General features: G+C 63.7%; 15 protein-coding genes. 11 read left to right on the top strand and 4 right to left on the bottom strand.

All coding sequences use genetic code 11. The features are described 5' to 3' along the window. Nucleotides 1-93 precede the first annotated feature (93 nt). The 5 genes from BMW76_RS26895 (at nt 94) to BMW76_RS26875 (ending at nt 4,825) form a co-directional block, all read left to right on the top strand. Entirely contained in the window at nt 94-942 is an 849-nt protein-coding gene (locus BMW76_RS26895; protein WP_090870758.1) for a carbon-nitrogen hydrolase family protein, read from the top strand. A 99-nt stretch (nt 943-1,041) separates the two neighbouring features. Further along, nucleotides 1,042-2,508: a metalloprotease TldD gene (tldD, locus tag BMW76_RS26890; protein WP_090870756.1), complete on the top strand. Its 1,467-nt coding sequence runs from the start codon at nt 1,042-1,044 to the stop codon at nt 2,506-2,508. A gap of 387 nt (nt 2,509-2,895) precedes the next feature. Beyond that, a complete protein-coding gene (gene aroG, locus BMW76_RS26885) occupies nt 2,896-3,969 on the top strand; it encodes a 3-deoxy-7-phosphoheptulonate synthase AroG (protein WP_090870754.1) in 1,074 nt (357 codons plus the stop codon). A 185-nt stretch (nt 3,970-4,154) separates the two neighbouring features. Next, nucleotides 4,155-4,493 carry a type II toxin-antitoxin system RelE/ParE family toxin gene (locus BMW76_RS26880; RefSeq protein ID WP_090870752.1) on the top strand — a complete coding sequence of 113 codons (339 nt, stop codon included), beginning with the start codon at nt 4,155-4,157 and terminating at the stop codon, nt 4,491-4,493. Continuing rightward, entirely contained in the window at nt 4,490-4,825 is a 336-nt protein-coding gene (locus BMW76_RS26875) for a helix-turn-helix domain-containing protein (RefSeq protein ID WP_090870750.1), read from the top strand. Before BMW76_RS26880 ends, BMW76_RS26875 begins: the two co-directional genes overlap by 4 nt. A 127-nt stretch (nt 4,826-4,952) precedes the next feature. On the opposite strand, the gene BMW76_RS26870 is transcribed toward BMW76_RS26875, so the two are convergent. Continuing rightward, the gene (locus BMW76_RS26870; RefSeq protein WP_090870748.1) at nt 4,953-5,519 is read right to left on the bottom strand and encodes a cob(I)yrinic acid a,c-diamide adenosyltransferase; all 567 of its coding nucleotides are present in this window, start codon (nt 5,517-5,519) and stop codon (nt 4,953-4,955) included. Between the two features lie 240 nt (nt 5,520-5,759). Between BMW76_RS26870 and BMW76_RS26865 the strand changes: the two genes are divergently transcribed. The 6 genes from BMW76_RS26865 (at nt 5,760) to proC (ending at nt 12,981) form a co-directional block, all read left to right on the top strand. Continuing rightward, nucleotides 5,760-7,175 carry an FAD-binding oxidoreductase gene (locus BMW76_RS26865; RefSeq protein WP_090870867.1) on the top strand — a complete coding sequence of 472 codons (1,416 nt, stop codon included), beginning with the start codon at nt 5,760-5,762 and terminating at the stop codon, nt 7,173-7,175. Between the two features lie 62 nt (nt 7,176-7,237). Next, the gene (locus BMW76_RS26860; protein WP_090870746.1) at nt 7,238-8,743 is read left to right on the top strand and encodes an FAD-linked oxidase C-terminal domain-containing protein; all 1,506 of its coding nucleotides are present in this window, start codon (nt 7,238-7,240) and stop codon (nt 8,741-8,743) included. Between the two features lie 231 nt (nt 8,744-8,974). Beyond that, nucleotides 8,975-10,063, top strand: coding sequence for a glycolate oxidase subunit GlcE (glcE, locus tag BMW76_RS26855; protein WP_090870744.1), 1,089 nt, complete (start codon nt 8,975-8,977; stop codon nt 10,061-10,063). Between the two features lie 7 nt (nt 10,064-10,070). Beyond that, complete coding sequence (glcF, locus tag BMW76_RS26850) at nt 10,071-11,297, top strand: glycolate oxidase subunit GlcF (RefSeq protein ID WP_090870742.1); 1,227 nt, start codon at nt 10,071-10,073, stop codon at nt 11,295-11,297. 157 nt (nt 11,298-11,454) lie between these two features. Continuing rightward, the gene (locus BMW76_RS26845) at nt 11,455-12,153 is read left to right on the top strand and encodes a YggS family pyridoxal phosphate-dependent enzyme (RefSeq protein ID WP_090870740.1); all 699 of its coding nucleotides are present in this window, start codon (nt 11,455-11,457) and stop codon (nt 12,151-12,153) included. Nucleotides 12,154-12,165: 12 nt separating this feature from the next. Next, nucleotides 12,166-12,981 carry a pyrroline-5-carboxylate reductase gene (proC, locus tag BMW76_RS26840; RefSeq protein WP_090870739.1) on the top strand — a complete coding sequence of 272 codons (816 nt, stop codon included), beginning with the start codon at nt 12,166-12,168 and terminating at the stop codon, nt 12,979-12,981. Between the two features lie 87 nt (nt 12,982-13,068). On the opposite strand, the gene ubiA is transcribed toward proC, so the two are convergent. The 3 genes from ubiA to BMW76_RS41315 form a co-directional block, all read right to left on the bottom strand. Further along, nucleotides 13,069-13,932: a 4-hydroxybenzoate octaprenyltransferase gene (gene ubiA / locus BMW76_RS26835; RefSeq protein ID WP_090870737.1), complete on the bottom strand. Its 864-nt coding sequence runs from the start codon at nt 13,930-13,932 to the stop codon at nt 13,069-13,071. A gap of 181 nt (nt 13,933-14,113) precedes the next feature. Then, nucleotides 14,114-14,602: a Dps family protein gene (locus BMW76_RS26830; RefSeq protein WP_090870735.1), complete on the bottom strand. Its 489-nt coding sequence runs from the start codon at nt 14,600-14,602 to the stop codon at nt 14,114-14,116. Nucleotides 14,603-14,775: 173 nt separating this feature from the next. Further along, the gene (locus BMW76_RS41315) at nt 14,776-14,934 is read right to left on the bottom strand and encodes a hypothetical protein (RefSeq protein WP_177200510.1); all 159 of its coding nucleotides are present in this window, start codon (nt 14,932-14,934) and stop codon (nt 14,776-14,778) included. Between the last annotated feature and the right edge of the window lie 99 nt (nt 14,935-15,033).

Raw genomic sequence — 15,033 nt, 5'->3', positions numbered from 1 at the left:
AAGTGCAGCGCCGCTGCTGGCATCCCCTTTCCGCAGTGCCCCCGGTGCCGTGCTTTTGCGCCGTTCCCTTTGGCAGGAGTCTATCGAACGCCTATGAGCGACCTGAACACGCAGTCCGCGAAGTCATCCCCTCACGCTGGCCCCTTCCGCGTCGCCGCGCTGCAGATGGTGAGCACGCCGGAGCGCGACCGCAACCTCGCCGAGGCCGAACGCCTGATCGCGCAAGCTGCCGCCGATGGCGCGCAGCTCGTCCTGTTGCCCGAATACTTCTGTTTCATGGGCTACAAGGAAACCGACAAGCTGACCGTGCGCGAACCCTACGGCGACGGCCCGATCCAGCGCTTTCTCGCCGACGCTGCGCGCCGGCACAAGGTATGGGTGATCGGTGGCACGCTGCCTCTGACGGCGCCCGAAGCGACGCGCGTGCTGAACACGACGCTCGTCTTCGATCCGCAAGGCAACGAGGCCGCGCGCTACGACAAGATCCACCTGTTCAACTTCGAGAAGGGCGAGGAATCGTTCGACGAAGCGCGCACGATCCGCCCCGGCGACACCGTCCGCACATTCGAAGCGCCGTTCGGGCGCGTGGGCCTGTCGGTCTGCTACGATCTACGCTTTCCCGAGCTGTACCGGCGCATGGGCGATTGCGCGCTGATCGTCGTGCCGTCCGCATTCACGTACACGACGGGCCGCGCGCACTGGGAAACGCTGCTGCGCGCGCGGGCCGTCGAGAACCAGTGCTATGTGCTCGCCGCCGCGCAGGGCGGCAAGCATGAAAATGGCCGGCGCACGTGGGGCCACAGCATGCTGATCGACCCGTGGGGAGAAATCATCGACGTGCGCGACGAAGGCGCGGGCGTCGTCGCGGGCAATATCGAGCGCTCACGCATCGACGAAGTCCGGCAAAGCCTGCCGGCCTGGCGTCACCGCGTGCTCAGCTGACTACGTTTGATTTGAACCGCATGCATTGAAAGTGCCGCAACCGTCACCCATCTGACGGCTGCGCACGCAACCGAATACCCTGAATCGAGCGAACTTCGCATGAACATCATCGAACCCAGCATCCGTAATCTCGCGACGGCCAAAGACGTGCTCCTTACGCCCTACGGCCTCGACGAAGCCGTGCTGACCCGCACGCTCGCCGAGATCTTCACGCATCGCGTCGATTACGCCGACCTCTATTTCCAGGCGACGCGCAGCGAGGCCTGGAGCCTGGAGGAAGGCATCGTCAAATCGGGCAGCTTCAGCATCGACCAGGGTGTCGGCGTGCGCGCCGTATCCGGCGACCGCACGGCCTTCGCGTATTCGGACGACCTGTCGCCCGAAGCGATCCGCCAGGCCGCGATCGCCACGCGCGCGATCGCCAAGGCGGGCGGCGGCAAGCAGAAGATCAGGGCGGCGTCGACGCTGACGGGCGTATCCGGGCGCGATCTCTATCTGCCGTCCGATCCTCTGCATTCGCTCGACGCAACGGCCAAGGTCAAGCTGCTCGAACGCATCGAACAGATGGCCCGCAGCCGCGATCCGCGCATCACGCAGGTGATGGCGGGTCTTGCGGGCGAATACGACGTGGTGCTGGTCGCGCGCAGCGACGGCGCGCTGGCGGCGGACATCCGCCCGCTCGTGCGCGTGTCGGTGACGGTGATCGCGGAGCAGAACGGCCGGCGCGAAATCGGCAGCGGCGGCGGCGGCGGCCGCTACGACTACGGCTATTTCACCGACGACATCCTGTCGAAGTACGTCGACGACGCGGTTCACGCGGCGCTCGTCAATCTCGACGCGCGTCCGGCGCCCGCGGGCGCGATGACGGTCGTGCTCGGGCCGGGCTGGCCCGGCGTGCTGCTGCACGAAGCGATCGGCCACGGCCTCGAAGGCGACTTCAACCGCAAGGGATCGTCCGCGTTCGCGGGCCGCATCGGCGAGCAGGTCGCGGCGAAGGGCGTCACCGTCGTCGACGACGGCACGCTGCCCAACCGCCGCGGCTCGCTGAACATCGACGACGAAGGCAACCCGACGCAGTGCACGACGCTGATCGAAGACGGCATCCTGAAGGGCTACATCCAGGACACGCTGAACGCGCGCCTGATGAAAATGCCCGTGACGGGCAACGCCCGCCGCGAATCGTACGCCGCGCTGCCCATGCCGCGCATGACCAACACGTACATGCTCAACGGCGACAAGGACCCGCAGGAAATCATCGCGTCGGTGAAGAACGGGCTGTATGCCGTGAACTTCGGCGGCGGCCAGGTCGACATTACGAACGGCAAGTTCGTGTTCTCGGCGTCCGAGGCGTACATGATCGAAGACGGCAAGATCACGTATCCCGTCAAGGGCGCGACGCTGATCGGCAGCGGCCCGGAATCGCTCAAATACGTGAGCATGATCGGCAACGACATGTCGCTGGATACGGGCGTCGGCGTGTGCGGCAAGGAAGGCCAGAGCGTGCCCGTCGGCGTCGGCCAGCCGACGCTGCGCATCGAGAAGATGACGGTCGGCGGCACGGTGTGATTTCGCATGGTCCGCAGGTTTCGCGCATCACTTGCCAGAAACGTGCGGACTTTCCGCATTTTCAGCGTCCACAGCTTGCCAGCCCAGCAATCCTCGGGGTATAAAGCGAATCAACCCTTTTGACGAGCCATCCCTTTTTCGCCATGTCCGCCAAGTTTTATTTTTATTTCTTTTGGGCATCTCAGACCGCTGGCGGATCGAGAGGGGTGTGAACGTACATAGGCACCTGAAATTCCCGAAAAAACCGCCAGCGAGTCTGGCGGTTTTTTTTCGCCCCTAACGACTTTTGACTTTGACCGTTTTAGCTTGTTGACCCGTTCGCTGCGGCGCCGTCGTTGAATCGCAGACCGCGCGAACCGCGCTACGAACCGAATCGAGGAGAAAACCATGCCCCCGCACAATACCGACGATGTCCGCATCCGCGAACTGAAGGAACTGACGCCGCCTGCTCACCTGATCCGCGAATTCCCCTGCGACGAGAAGGTGTCCGACCTGATCTTCAACTCGCGCTCGTCGATGCACCGGATTCTGCACGGCATGGACGACCGTCTGATCGTCATCATCGGACCCTGCTCGATTCACGACCCGAAGGCCGCGATGGAATATGCAGGGCGCCTGATCGAACAGCGCACGCGCTTCGCGAGCGAACTCGAGATCGTGATGCGCGTGTACTTCGAGAAGCCGCGCACGACGGTGGGCTGGAAGGGCCTCATCAACGATCCGTATATGGACAACAGCTTCAAGATCAACGACGGCCTGCGCACCGCGCGCGAACTGCTGATGAAGATCAACGAGCTGGGCCTGCCCGCTGGCACCGAATATCTCGACATGATCAGCCCGCAATACATCGCCGATCTGATCTCGTGGGGCGCGATCGGCGCGCGCACGACGGAATCGCAGGTGCATCGCGAACTCGCGTCGGGTCTGTCGTGTCCCGTCGGCTTCAAGAACGGCACGGACGGCAACGTGAAGATCGCCGTCGACGCGATCAAGGCCGCGTCGCAGCCACACCATTTCCTGTCGGTGACGAAGGGCGGCCACTCGGCCATCGTATCGACGGCGGGCAATGAGGACTGCCATATCATCCTGCGCGGCGGCAAGGTGCCGAACTACGACGCCGACAGCGTGAACGCAGCCTGCACCGACATCGGCAAGGCGGGCCTCGCCGCGCGCCTGATGATCGACGCAAGCCACGCAAACAGCTCGAAGAAGCACGAGAATCAGATTCCCGTGTGCGCGGACATCGGCCGCCAGATCGCAGCGGGCGACGAGCGGATCGTCGGCGTGATGGTGGAATCGCATCTCGTCGCGGGCCGCCAGGATCTGCAAGAGGGCTGTGCGCTGACGTACGGCCAGAGCATCACCGACGCATGCATCAGCTGGGACGACAGTGTGGCCGTGCTCGAAGGCCTCGCGGATGCCGTCAAGCAACGGCGCGTCGCACGCGGCAGCGGCAACTGACCATCGCCCATCGTTACTTCACGCAGACTGTGCCCGGCTCATGCAGCTGGGCATTTTTTTTGGCCATTCGGCCGAATCGCGCTTCATGTGCTGCTTCTGTACCTTCGAATCTCGTGCCGGTGTTTGCGAAAAGGCGTTGAACACTGGGGGAATTGGGTATAAAATTTTGTACATGAAGGGAGCACATGGAGCTCGAAAAAGAGATTCGCTGGATCGGCTCCAGCTATGACGATCTGCTTTCGTTTCCGGATGAACCTCGCCGCCAGGCAGGCTTCCAGCTCGCCAAGGTTCAGGCGGGCCTCGATCCGGACAACTGGAAGCCGTTCGATATCGTCGGCGCGGGCACGCGTGAAATTCGCATCAGTGAACAGGAAGGTGCTTTTCGCGTGATGTACGTCGCCAAGTTTGTCGAAGCCGTATATGTACTGCACTGCTTCCAAAAGAAGACGCAGGCAACCAGCCGGCATGACAGGGAAATCGCCGAAGCGCGTTATCGCGCCGCGGCCAATGTGAGGAAAGTATGAAGACCATCGACACCAGGATCCGTCATGTCACAAAACCGGGCGCGAATCTGTTTCTCGAACTCGGCTTCCCCGCAGACGAAGCAAAACGGCTGCACGCCGCATCGCAAAAGCAGATCAACGACACGCGCCTGCTCAAGGAACAGTTGATGTCCGAACTGTCCACGTGGATCGAACAGCATCATCTGAAGCAGTCCGAGGCCGCTGAAATCCTGATGGTGTCGCGGCCGCGCGTGTCGGATGTCGTCAACAAGAAGACTTCGAAATTCACGATCGATACGCTCGTCGAAATGATGAGCCGTATCGGCAAGCCGGTCACGCTCGCGGTGGGCTGAGCGGGCTGCCGGCCGCTACGATTGTTGTCGCGCTCGTTGCCAGGCTTTTTGTCGCACCCTTCGTCAGGCTTTTGTCCCGCTTTTTGCGCCGCTTCTTGTGAGACTGCCCATGCACTTGCCCGCCTCGCTAACCGCCTTTGCTTTTCGAGCCGCGATCGTGTTGCCACAGCACATCGCTGCCGCCATCCACGCGGTTGAGTACGCGAGCCAGCACGAACAGCAGATCGGACAGCCGGTTCACATATCGACGCGGCGCCGCGTTGATCGCGTCGACGGCGCCAAGCGCGACGATTGAGCGCTCAGCGCGCCTGCAAACCGTCCGGCACACATGCGCGAGCGAAGCAGCGCGCGTGCCCGCCGGCAGAATGAACTCCTTGAGCGGCGGCAAGGTCGCGTTGTATTCGGCGAGCCAGGCATCCAGTTGCGCGAGATGCGCATCGGCGATCATCGAATGGCCCGGAATGCAAAGCTCACCGCCGAGATCGAACAGATCGTGCTGGATCGCCGTCAGCGCGGCACGCACGCCGTCGGGCAAGGTCTCGCACAGCAGCACGCCGATATTCGAGTTCAGTTCATCGACGTCGCCGATTGCAGCAATGCGCGCGTCATCCTTGCGCACGCGGCGGCCGTCGCCGAGACCCGTGGTGCCGTCGTCGCCCGTGCGCGTCGCGATCCTGCTCAAGCGGTTGCCCATGATGTGCGTTTCCTTGTGTCAATTGACGATGCGTCCATGCGGATACATCACGATATGCCATCGCGCTTCATTATAAAGTTGCCGCGCTCGCCGTTCGCGACCGCGCGCGACACAGCGTCAAACGCTGCATCAAAGGCTGCATGGAAGGCCGCATCGAGCCTGCGAGTGCGACGCCCGGTCGCGGTCGAAGGGCGTAAAATGGCCATCAACCATCAGAACATTCGCCAACAGGAGACGCAGGTGAACCATCCCGTGCCGCCCACCCCCGTGCGCCGCCCTTTTCCTGCAGAGCTACTCACCGCGCTCAAATCGGCATTCGGTGAACGCGTATCGACCTCCGACGCCGTTCGTGCCCATCATGGCCGCGACGAATCGCCCTTCGATCCGCAATTGCCCGACGCCGTCGTCTTCGCACGCAACACTGAAGACGTTCAGACCGTTGTCGCGCTGTGCGGTCAATACGACGTTCCCATCATTCCTTACGGCAACGGCTCCTCGCTGGAAGGCCATCTGCTGGCGGTACAAGGCGGGGTATCGATCGATCTTTCCGAAATGAACCGCGTGCTGTCGATCAACGCGGAAGATCTGACCGTCACCGTCGAACCCGGCATTTCGCGCAAGCAGCTGAACGAAGCGCTGCGCGACACGGGCCTGTTCTTCCCGATCGATCCGGGCGCGGACGCGAGTATCGGCGGCATGTCGGCGACGCGCGCGTCGGGCACGAACGCCGTGCGCTACGGCACGATGCGCGAGAACGTGCTGGGCCTGACCGTCGTGCTCGCCGATGGCCGCGTGATCCACACGGGCACGCGAGCGCGCAAGTCGTCGGCGGGCTATGACCTCACGCGCCTGTTCGTCGGCTCGGAAGGCACGCTCGGCGTGATCACTGAAATCACCTTGCGCCTCTATCCGCAGCCGGAGGCCGTGTCGGCAGCTGTCTGCGCGTTCCCGTCGATGGGCGACGCCGTACGCGCCGTGATCGAGACGATCCAGATCGGCGTGCCGATCGCGCGCGTCGAGTTCGTCGATTCGCTCGCGATCCGCTCGATCAATCGTCACTCGAATCTCACGCTGCGCGAAGCGCCCACGCTGTTCTTCGAGTTTCACGGCACGGAAGCCGGCGTGAAAGAGCAGGCCGAACTCGTGCAGGAAATCGCCGCGCAAAACAGCGGCGAAGACTTCGAATGGGCGACGCGTCCTGAAGACCGCAGCCGCCTGTGGAATGCGCGTCACAGCGCCTATTTCGCGATGCTGCAACTGAAGCCCGGCAGCCGTGCAGTCTCCACCGATGTCTGCGTGCCGATTTCGCGCCTCGCCGAATGCGTGGTCGAAACGGAGGCGGACCTCAAGGGATCGCCGCTGCCCTGCCCGATCGTCGGACACGTCGGCGACGGCAATTTCCACGTCTGCATTCTGATCGATCCGAACAAGCCGGAAGAGATGGAAGAAGCGGAGCGTCTGAATCACCGCATCGTGCAGCGCGCGCTTCGCATGGACGGCACCTGCACGGGCGAACATGGCGTGGGCCTGCACAAGATGAATTTTCTGCTCGAAGAACACGGTCCCGTCGCAGTCGATGTGATGCGCTCGATCAAGCACTCGCTCGATCCGCGCAACCTGATGAACCCAGGCAAGATATTTACGTGGGCGGCATAGCGTAACCGCATGTCCGGCCGCAGCACAAAGAGGCGCGCGGCCGTCCAACGAGGAGACATTCCATGAACGCACCCGGCGAGCTGTCCCCCGAGCTTTCGCCCGAGATGCTTGCGCAACGTCAGCGCGAGGTCGTGCAGGCGTTGATGGCCGTACTGCCAACCCATTGCCTGTTGTATCGCGAAGAAGACACGGTCGCATACGAATGCGACGGTCTCGCCGCGTACCGGCGCTTGCCGCTTGCCGTCGCGCTGCCGGAAACCGAGTCGCAGGTGCAGCGCATCGCGCAGATCTGTCATCGGCTCAATGTGCCCATCGTGCCGCGCGGCGCGGGCACGAGCCTGTCGGGCGGCGCGATGCCGATCCGGAACGGCGTCGTCGTTTCGCTCGCGCGCTTTCGCAAGATCATCGAAGTCGATCCGTATGCGCGCACGGCAACCGTGCAGCCCGGCGTGCGCAATCTGTCGATATCGGAAGCGGCTGCGCCTTACGGCCTTTACTACGCGCCCGATCCGTCATCGCAGATCGCCTGCACGATCGGCGGCAACGTCGCGGAAAATTCCGGCGGCGTGCATTGCCTCAAGTATGGCTTGACGGTGCATAACGTCATGCGCGTGCGTGCTGTCACGATGGACGGCGAGATCGTCGAGTTCGGCTCGCTGAGCCCGGATGCGCCCGGTCTCGATCTGCTGGCCGTCATGATCGGCAGCGAAGGCATGTTCGCGATCGTCACAGAAGTCACCGTCAAGCTGATACCGAAGCCGCAGGCCGCGCAGGTCATCATGGCGAGTTTCGACGATGTCGTGAAAGGCGGCGATGCCGTCGCGGGCATCATTGCCGCGGGCATCATCCCCGCCGGCCTCGAAATGATGGACAAGCCCGCCACGCGCGCTGTCGAGGAGTTCGTCAACGCCGGCTACGATCTCGATGCGGCCGCGATCCTGCTCTGCGAATCGGACGGCACCCCCGAGGAAGTCAGCGAAGAAATCGTGCGCATGACGGCCGTGCTGCGCGAACACGGCGCGACGCGCATTCAGATCTCGCGCACGGAAGCCGAACGGCTGCGCTTCTGGTCGGGCCGCAAAAACGCGTTTCCGGCCGCCGGACGCATCTCGCCGGATTACTACTGCATGGACGGCACGGTGCCGCGTCGCAGCATCGGACCGCTGCTCGCGCGTATCGAGGAAATGGAAAAGAAGTACAACTTGCGTTGCATCAACGTGTTCCATGCGGGCGACGGCAACATGCATCCGCTGATCCTGTTCAACGGCAACGACCTTGACGAGTGGCACCGCGCGGAAGCCTTCGGTTGCGACATCCTGGAGACCTGTGTCGAGCTGGGTGGCACGGTGACGGGCGAACATGGCGTCGGCATCGAGAAGATCAACTCGATGTGCGTGCAGTTTTCGCCCGAAGAGCGCGATGCGTTCCATGCAGTCAAGCGCGCCTTCGATCCCGCGGCACTTCTCAACCCCGACAAGGGCATCCCGACGCGCGCCCGCTGCGCCGAATACGGCAAGTTGCATGTCCGTGGCGGGCTGCTGCCGCATCCCGAACTGCCGCGTTTTTGAGCGCCTGGCCGGCGGTTGCCTGGATCACTCCGCGCACCGCCGGCATTGCTGTCGGGTCCGGTTGATGCTGAGCCTGTCGATGTTTCGGTTCGCAGCAGGTAGCACGTACGCGTCGCCCTTGAACGCCCATGAAGCATAACCGGCGCCATCCGGTTCGATACGGGTCGGAACCGGGTTGCCAGCACGGCTTGCCTCGGTACAATCGAAAGCACTACAACGAAACAACGCACCATGAAAGAGGACGACATCGTCGCCGCGTGGTCGGAACGGGTTCGTGCGGCGACAGCCGCCGAGCAGCCGATCCGCATCCGTGGCGGCGGCACGAAGGACTGGTACGGCCAGTCATTGCAGGGTGAAATCCTCGACACGCGCGCGCATCGCGGCATCATTGCGTACGACCCGGCCGAGCTGGTCATCACCGCGCGCGCAGGCACGCCGCTCCTCGAAATCGAAGCGGCGCTCGCCGAGCATGACCAGATGCTGGCTTTCGAGCCGCCCCACTTCGGCCCTCAGGCGACGCTCGGCGGCTGCATCGCGGCGGGCATCGCCGGTCCGCGCCGCCATTCGGCCGGCGCGCCACGCGACTTCGTGCTCGGCACCGTCGTCATGAACGGCCAGGGGCAAGTGCTCACGTTCGGCGGACAAGTGGTGAAGAACGTCGCCGGTTACGACGTTTCCCGTCTGATGGCCGGATCGCTCGGAACGCTTGGGCTGATTCTCCAGTTGTCGGTCAAAGTACTACCACGTCCGAAGGCCGAAGCGACGCTCAAGTTCGACATGAACGGCACCGATGCCGTGCGCAAGCTCAACGAATGGGGCGGCCGACCGCTGCCGATCACGGGCAGTGCGTGGCGCAACGGCACGCTGGCCGTGCGGCTGGGCGGCGCGGAGGCGGCCGTCAAATCGGCGCGCACGTCGCTGGGCGGCGAAGTCGTCGACGCGGTGGAAGCCGAGCGCTTCTGGGCCGGCCTGCGCGAACAGACCGATCCGTTTTTCGCGGCCATCGCGCCGAAGTCCGCGCTTTGGCGTCTCGCGCTGCCGACCATCACCGAGCCGCTGCAGCTGCCCGGCGCGCAGCTGATGGAATGGGGCGGCGCGCAACGCTGGTGGATTACCGACGCTGATGCGCAGACCGTGCGCATCAGCGCGAAACAGGCGGGCGGCCATGCGACGATCTTCCGCACGGGCCACGGCTACGATCGCGGCGCGGGCGTCTTTACGCCGCTGCCCGCGCCGCTGATGAAGATTCATCGCGGCCTGAAGGCTGCATTCGACCCGGCCCGCATCTTCAATCGCGGCCGGCTGTACCCCGACTTCTGAGCGCGCGATGCAAACCAATCTCGCCGACTTCATTCGCAACACGCCCGACGGCGACGAAGCCGACGCCATCCTGCGCAAGTGCGTGCATTGCGGCTTTTGCACCGCCACGTGCCCGACATATCAACTGCTGGGCGACGAACTCGACGGGCCGCGCGGCCGCATCTATCTGATCAAGCAGATGGTGGAGGGCACGCCCGTCACGCGCAGCACGCAACTGCATCTGGACCGCTGCCTCACGTGCCGCAATTGCGAATCGACCTGCCCGTCCGGCGTGGAATACGGCAAGCTCGTCGAGATCGGCCGCAAGCTCACGGAAGAAAAGGTGCCACGGCCTTTCGGCCAGCGGCTGATGCGCCGCGTGCTTGCGAGCTTCGTGCCGAACAGCACGCTCTTCACGCCTGCGATGCGTATCGGCCAGCACTTCCGTCCGCTGCTGCCGAAGAAGCTGCGCGACAAGGTTCCGCAACGCCAACGTCAGCTCGAATGGCCGACGGCCACGCATCCGCGCAAGATGCTGATGCTCGCGGGCTGCGTGCAGCCGTCGATGATGCCGAACGTCAACATCGCGACGGCACGCGTGCTGGACGCGCTCGGCATCCAGACCGTCATCGCGCAGGAAGCGGGCTGCTGTGGCGCGATCCGGCTGCACCTCGGCTACAACGACGAAGCGCTCGACGACGTGCGGCAGAACATCGACGCATGGTGGCCGCATGTCGAAGAGGGCGCCGAGGCGATCGTGATGAACGCCTCCGGCTGCGGCGCGACCGTCAAGGAATACGCGCACCTGATGCGCAACGATCCCGCTTACGCCGAGAAAGCGAAGCGCATCGTCGAACTGACGCGCGACATCAGCGAAATCCTGCCCGACTTCGAAGAAGCGCTGACGCCGCTCACGCGCCGCCGCGCGATTCACACCGTCGCGTTTCACCCGCCTTGCACGCTCCAGCATGGCCAGCAGATTCGCGGGAAGGTCGAACAGCTGCTGACGGCGCTCGGCATCGACGTCAAGCTGCCCGCCGACAGCCACCTGTGCTGCGGCTCGGCCGGCACCTATTCGCTCACGCAACCCGCGCTGTCGTACGCGCTGCGCAACCAGAAGCTCGAAAAGCTGAAGGCGCAGGAGCCGCAGATCATCGTCTCGGCTAACGTGGGCTGCATCGCGCATCTGCAAAGCGGAACCTCCACGCCTGTGGTGCATTGGATCGAACTCGTCGAGCACATGCTCGCGGCCTGAGCTTGCGTGCTGAGCTTGCGTGCTGTGCCTGTGTCCTGATCGACAGCATCGCTTGCGGGCGATGCCCGCGCAATCTGGCCATTCGGCCAGGTCGTGGCGCATGAGCGGCGTCCGTATAATTCGAATCGTCGCCCCTCGCATCGGTAGTCAACGTTTCATGCCCGATCTCGCTCACAATCTCGACGCAGTGCATCAGCGCATCGCTCTCGCCGCGCAGGTCGCAGGCCGCGATCCGCGCTCGATTGCGCTGCTCGCCGTCTCGAAGACGTTCCCCGCCGAAGACGTTCGCGCCGCGCATGCAGCGGGCCAGCACGCGTTCGGCGAAAACTACGTGCAGGAAAGCCTGACGAAAATCGAAGCGCTGTCCGATCTGTGCGCGTCGATCGAATGGCATTTCATCGGACCGCTGCAGTCGAACAAGACGCGCCTCGTTGCCGAACATTTCGACTGGGTGCACTCCGTCGATCGCCTGAAGATCGCGCAGCGGCTGTCCGAACAGCGGCCCGACGGCTTGCCGCCGCTCAATGTGTGCCTTCAGGTGAACATCAGCGGCGAAGCATCGAAGAGCGGCGTGACGCCTGAAGAGGCGTTGCATGTCGCGCGCGAAATCGCGTCGCTGCCGAAATTGCGGCTGCGCGGCCTCATGGCGATTCCCGAACCGGCAGGCGACGTCGAACAGCAGCGCGCGCCGCATCGCGCGTTGCGCGAGCTGTGCGAAAAGCTGCGCGCGGAGGGTCTCGAACTCGACACGCTGTCGATGGGCATGTCGGACGATCTCGAGGCGGCCGTGCTCGAAGGCGCGACGATCGTGCGTATCGGCACGGCTATCTTCGGTGCCCGTGACTACTCTCACTAACTCCCGTACATCATGAAAATTGCCTTCATCGGCGGCGGCAATATGGCCGCTGCACTCATCGGCGGTCTGATCAAGCGCGGTGTTGCGCCGTCGGACATTCGAGCCATCGATCCCAACGAAGATGCGCGCAAACGCAACGAAGAACAGTTCGGCGTAAGCACGAGCGCGACGGCGGATGCATCGCTGAAACCGTTCGATGCCGTCGTGCTCGCCGTGAAGCCGCAGATCGTCAAGGACGTCGCGGCTGCGCTCGCGCCGCATCTGTCGCCGTCGCAGGTTGTCATCAGCATCGTCGCGGGCATTCGCGGCGCGGACCTGGCGCGCTGGCTCGGCGGTCACGCGCGCCTCGTGCGCACGATGCCGAACACGCCCGCGCTGATCGGCATGGGCGTGACGGGGCTGGTCGCGCTGGGCGGCGTCGACGAAGCGGGACGCGCGCTGGCGTCGCAGGTTCTTGGCGCGGTCGGACAGACGGTATGGTTCGACGACGAAGCGAAAATCGATGCCGTGACGGCCATCTCGGGCAGCGGCCCCGCGTATGTGTTCTATTTCATCGAGGCCATGCAGGAAGCGGCGCGCCAGTTGGGCATGGACGACGACCAAGGCCGTGCTCTCGCCGTCGCGACATTCACGGGCGCCGCTCAACTCGCCGCGCAGTCTGGCGAACCGGCAAGCGTGCTGCGCGAGCGCGTGACATCGAAGGGCGGCACGACGGCAGCGGCACTGGCATCGTTCGAAGCGCAAGGCGTGAAGGACGCGATCGTGCGCGGCGCGCTGGCCGCCGATGCGCGGGCCCGGGAAATGGGGGAGGAATTCGGCAAGCAGTGAAGGCGCTTGCCGTTTGACAAACGCAGACGCTGCGGCACGATACCGACACCGCAATCGGCATCGCCGCAGCGCCTTATCGAAAGGTGTTCAGAACGCCTGCGCCGCGTAATGTGCGGCAATGCCGGCAAACAACGCGCCGCCCAGCCAGTTGTTATGCCGGAAGGCCGCGAAGCACGGCATGCGCTCTCGGTTCCTGATCAGCGTGTAGTGGTACACGGCGCAACCGGCAGCAGCGGCAAGACCGATCCAGTACAGCGCCCCGAAGCCCAGAACGATGCCGATGCCGACGTAGATGCCGAGCGTGACCGCGTAGCAGATCATGATCGCGAGCACGTCGGAGCGGCCGAACGTCAGCGCAGACGTGCGTATGCCGATCTTGATGTCGTCGTCGCGATCGACCATCGCGTATTCGGTGTCGTACGCGACAGACCAGAACACGTTCGCGAGCAGCATCACCCACGCGAGCAGCGGCACCTGATTCTGTATGGCAGCGAACGCCATCGGAATGCCGAAGCCGAACGCAATGCCCAGATACGCCTGCGGAATCGCGAAGAAGCGCTTCGTGAACGGATACGTGCCCGCGACGAACAGCGCCGCCACCGACAACTCCTTCGTCAGCGTATTGAGCGGCAGGATCAGCAGAAACGCGATCAGCGACAGCCCGACCGCCAGCGCCACAGCTTCCCACGCCTTGATCTTGCCCGACGTGATCGGCCGGTTTTCGGTGCGCTTCACATAGCGGTCGAAATCGCGGTCCGCATAGTCGTTAATTGCACAGCCGGCTGAGCGCATCAGCACCGTGCCGATCACGAAGATTGCCAGCAGCGACAACGACGGATGGCCGTCGGATGCAATCCACAGTGCGTTGAGCGTCGGCCACAGCAGCAGCAGGCTGCCGATCGGCTTGTCCATGCGGACAAGGCGTAGATAAAGCGGGAGTCGGGCGAACATGGCGGTGCGCAGAAATACGGATCCCCGTATTCTAGAGCAGCGCGTGAGAGCAACCGGATCAGACGCGCACGCACGGAAAAGGCGACAAAAAAGCCCGACGGGCTTGCACCCATCGGGCTTCACGTTCACCTGCGCAAGCCACCGGCGCGTCGAGCAGCGCCGGATGGGCCGCCGAAGCGAATTACGCCAGCATCGAACGCAGCATCCACGCGTTCTTTTCGTGCGTCTGCATGCGCTGCGTCAGCAGGTCGGCCGTCGGCTCATCGTTGGCGGCGTCTGTCGCGGGAAAGATCGCGCGCGCGGTGCGCACGACGGCTTCCTGGCCTTCCACCAGCTGGCGGATCATGTCTTCAGCGGCGGGCACGCCGTCCGCTTCGGCGATCGACGACAGCTTCGCGAATTCCTTGTAGCTGCCCGGCGCCACGACGCCCAGAGCGCGAATGCGCTCGGCGATCAGATCGACGGCGGTGGCCAGTTCCGTGTACTGCGTCTCGAACATCAGATGCAGCGTGTTGAACATCGGACCCGTCACGTTCCAGTGAAAATTGTGGGTCTTCAGATAAAGCGTGTACGTATCGGCGAGAAGGCGCGACAGACCTTCTGCGATCTTCTTGCGATCCTTGTCGCTGATACCAATGTTGACGTGCGGTACGGCTTCTTTCTTGGCCATGATGACTCCCTCTAAGAGTGATACGAACCTGTCTGCATGCCCGGAGTTGCGTGTGTGCAGTCCGTCAACGCTCGAACGTCCGCCAGTTTATCTTAGAAATGGCATGCGTTCGCGCGACGCAACACCTCGCCGATGCGGCTGTTCGGGCCGCGGATGGCCACACGTGCGGCTCGTCATCGGCTGATCGAGTGCAGCAGATTCGCGACGATCACAGCGTACCCGCTGCTGACGATCGCGAGCCCGGCGAGCTTCTGAAAAAGCATGGGGCCGCGCACCTGTTGCGCGATGTTGCCGGCGCTGTGACCGGCTGCGTTCATCACCATCTGAACCATAATCTTTCTCCTGTCGACCAGAGTTGGCGCTTTAGCTGTCGGCTGGAGTTAGTGCTTTAGCGCTTACTCCAGCCCCATGCAGAGCACTTACTCTGGTCC

This window comes from Paraburkholderia diazotrophica, from assembly GCF_900108945.1.
Taxonomy (GTDB): Bacteria; Pseudomonadota; Gammaproteobacteria; order Burkholderiales; family Burkholderiaceae; genus Paraburkholderia; species Paraburkholderia diazotrophica.
The sequence above is the reverse complement of the archived record's forward strand: the minus strand, read 5'-3'. Positions and strand labels throughout refer to the sequence as shown.

Bases quoted from the DNA above. Each gene is read 5' to 3' on its own strand.
- BMW76_RS26875 (WP_090870750.1), top strand. From the start codon at position 4,490: ATGAAGACCATCGACACCAGGATCCGTCATGTCACAAAACCGGGCGCG.
- BMW76_RS26830 (WP_090870735.1), bottom strand. From the start codon at position 14,602: ATGGCCAAGAAAGAAGCCGTACCGCACGTCAACATTGGTATCAGCGAC.
- BMW76_RS26895 (WP_090870758.1), top strand. From the start codon at position 94: ATGAGCGACCTGAACACGCAGTCCGCGAAGTCATCCCCTCACGCTGGC.
- ubiA (WP_090870737.1), bottom strand. From the start codon at position 13,932: ATGTTCGCCCGACTCCCGCTTTATCTACGCCTTGTCCGCATGGACAAG.
- BMW76_RS41315 (WP_177200510.1), bottom strand. From the start codon at position 14,934: ATGGTTCAGATGGTGATGAACGCAGCCGGTCACAGCGCCGGCAACATC.
- BMW76_RS26870 (WP_090870748.1), bottom strand. From the start codon at position 5,519: ATGGGCAACCGCTTGAGCAGGATCGCGACGCGCACGGGCGACGACGGC.
- aroG (WP_090870754.1), top strand. From the start codon at position 2,896: ATGCCCCCGCACAATACCGACGATGTCCGCATCCGCGAACTGAAGGAA.
- BMW76_RS26880 (WP_090870752.1), top strand. From the start codon at position 4,155: ATGGAGCTCGAAAAAGAGATTCGCTGGATCGGCTCCAGCTATGACGAT.
- BMW76_RS26845 (WP_090870740.1), top strand. From the start codon at position 11,455: ATGCCCGATCTCGCTCACAATCTCGACGCAGTGCATCAGCGCATCGCT.
- BMW76_RS26860 (WP_090870746.1), top strand. From the start codon at position 7,238: ATGAACGCACCCGGCGAGCTGTCCCCCGAGCTTTCGCCCGAGATGCTT.
- glcE (WP_090870744.1), top strand. From the start codon at position 8,975: ATGAAAGAGGACGACATCGTCGCCGCGTGGTCGGAACGGGTTCGTGCG.
- proC (WP_090870739.1), top strand. From the start codon at position 12,166: ATGAAAATTGCCTTCATCGGCGGCGGCAATATGGCCGCTGCACTCATC.
- glcF (WP_090870742.1), top strand. From the start codon at position 10,071: ATGCAAACCAATCTCGCCGACTTCATTCGCAACACGCCCGACGGCGAC.
- tldD (WP_090870756.1), top strand. From the start codon at position 1,042: ATGAACATCATCGAACCCAGCATCCGTAATCTCGCGACGGCCAAAGAC.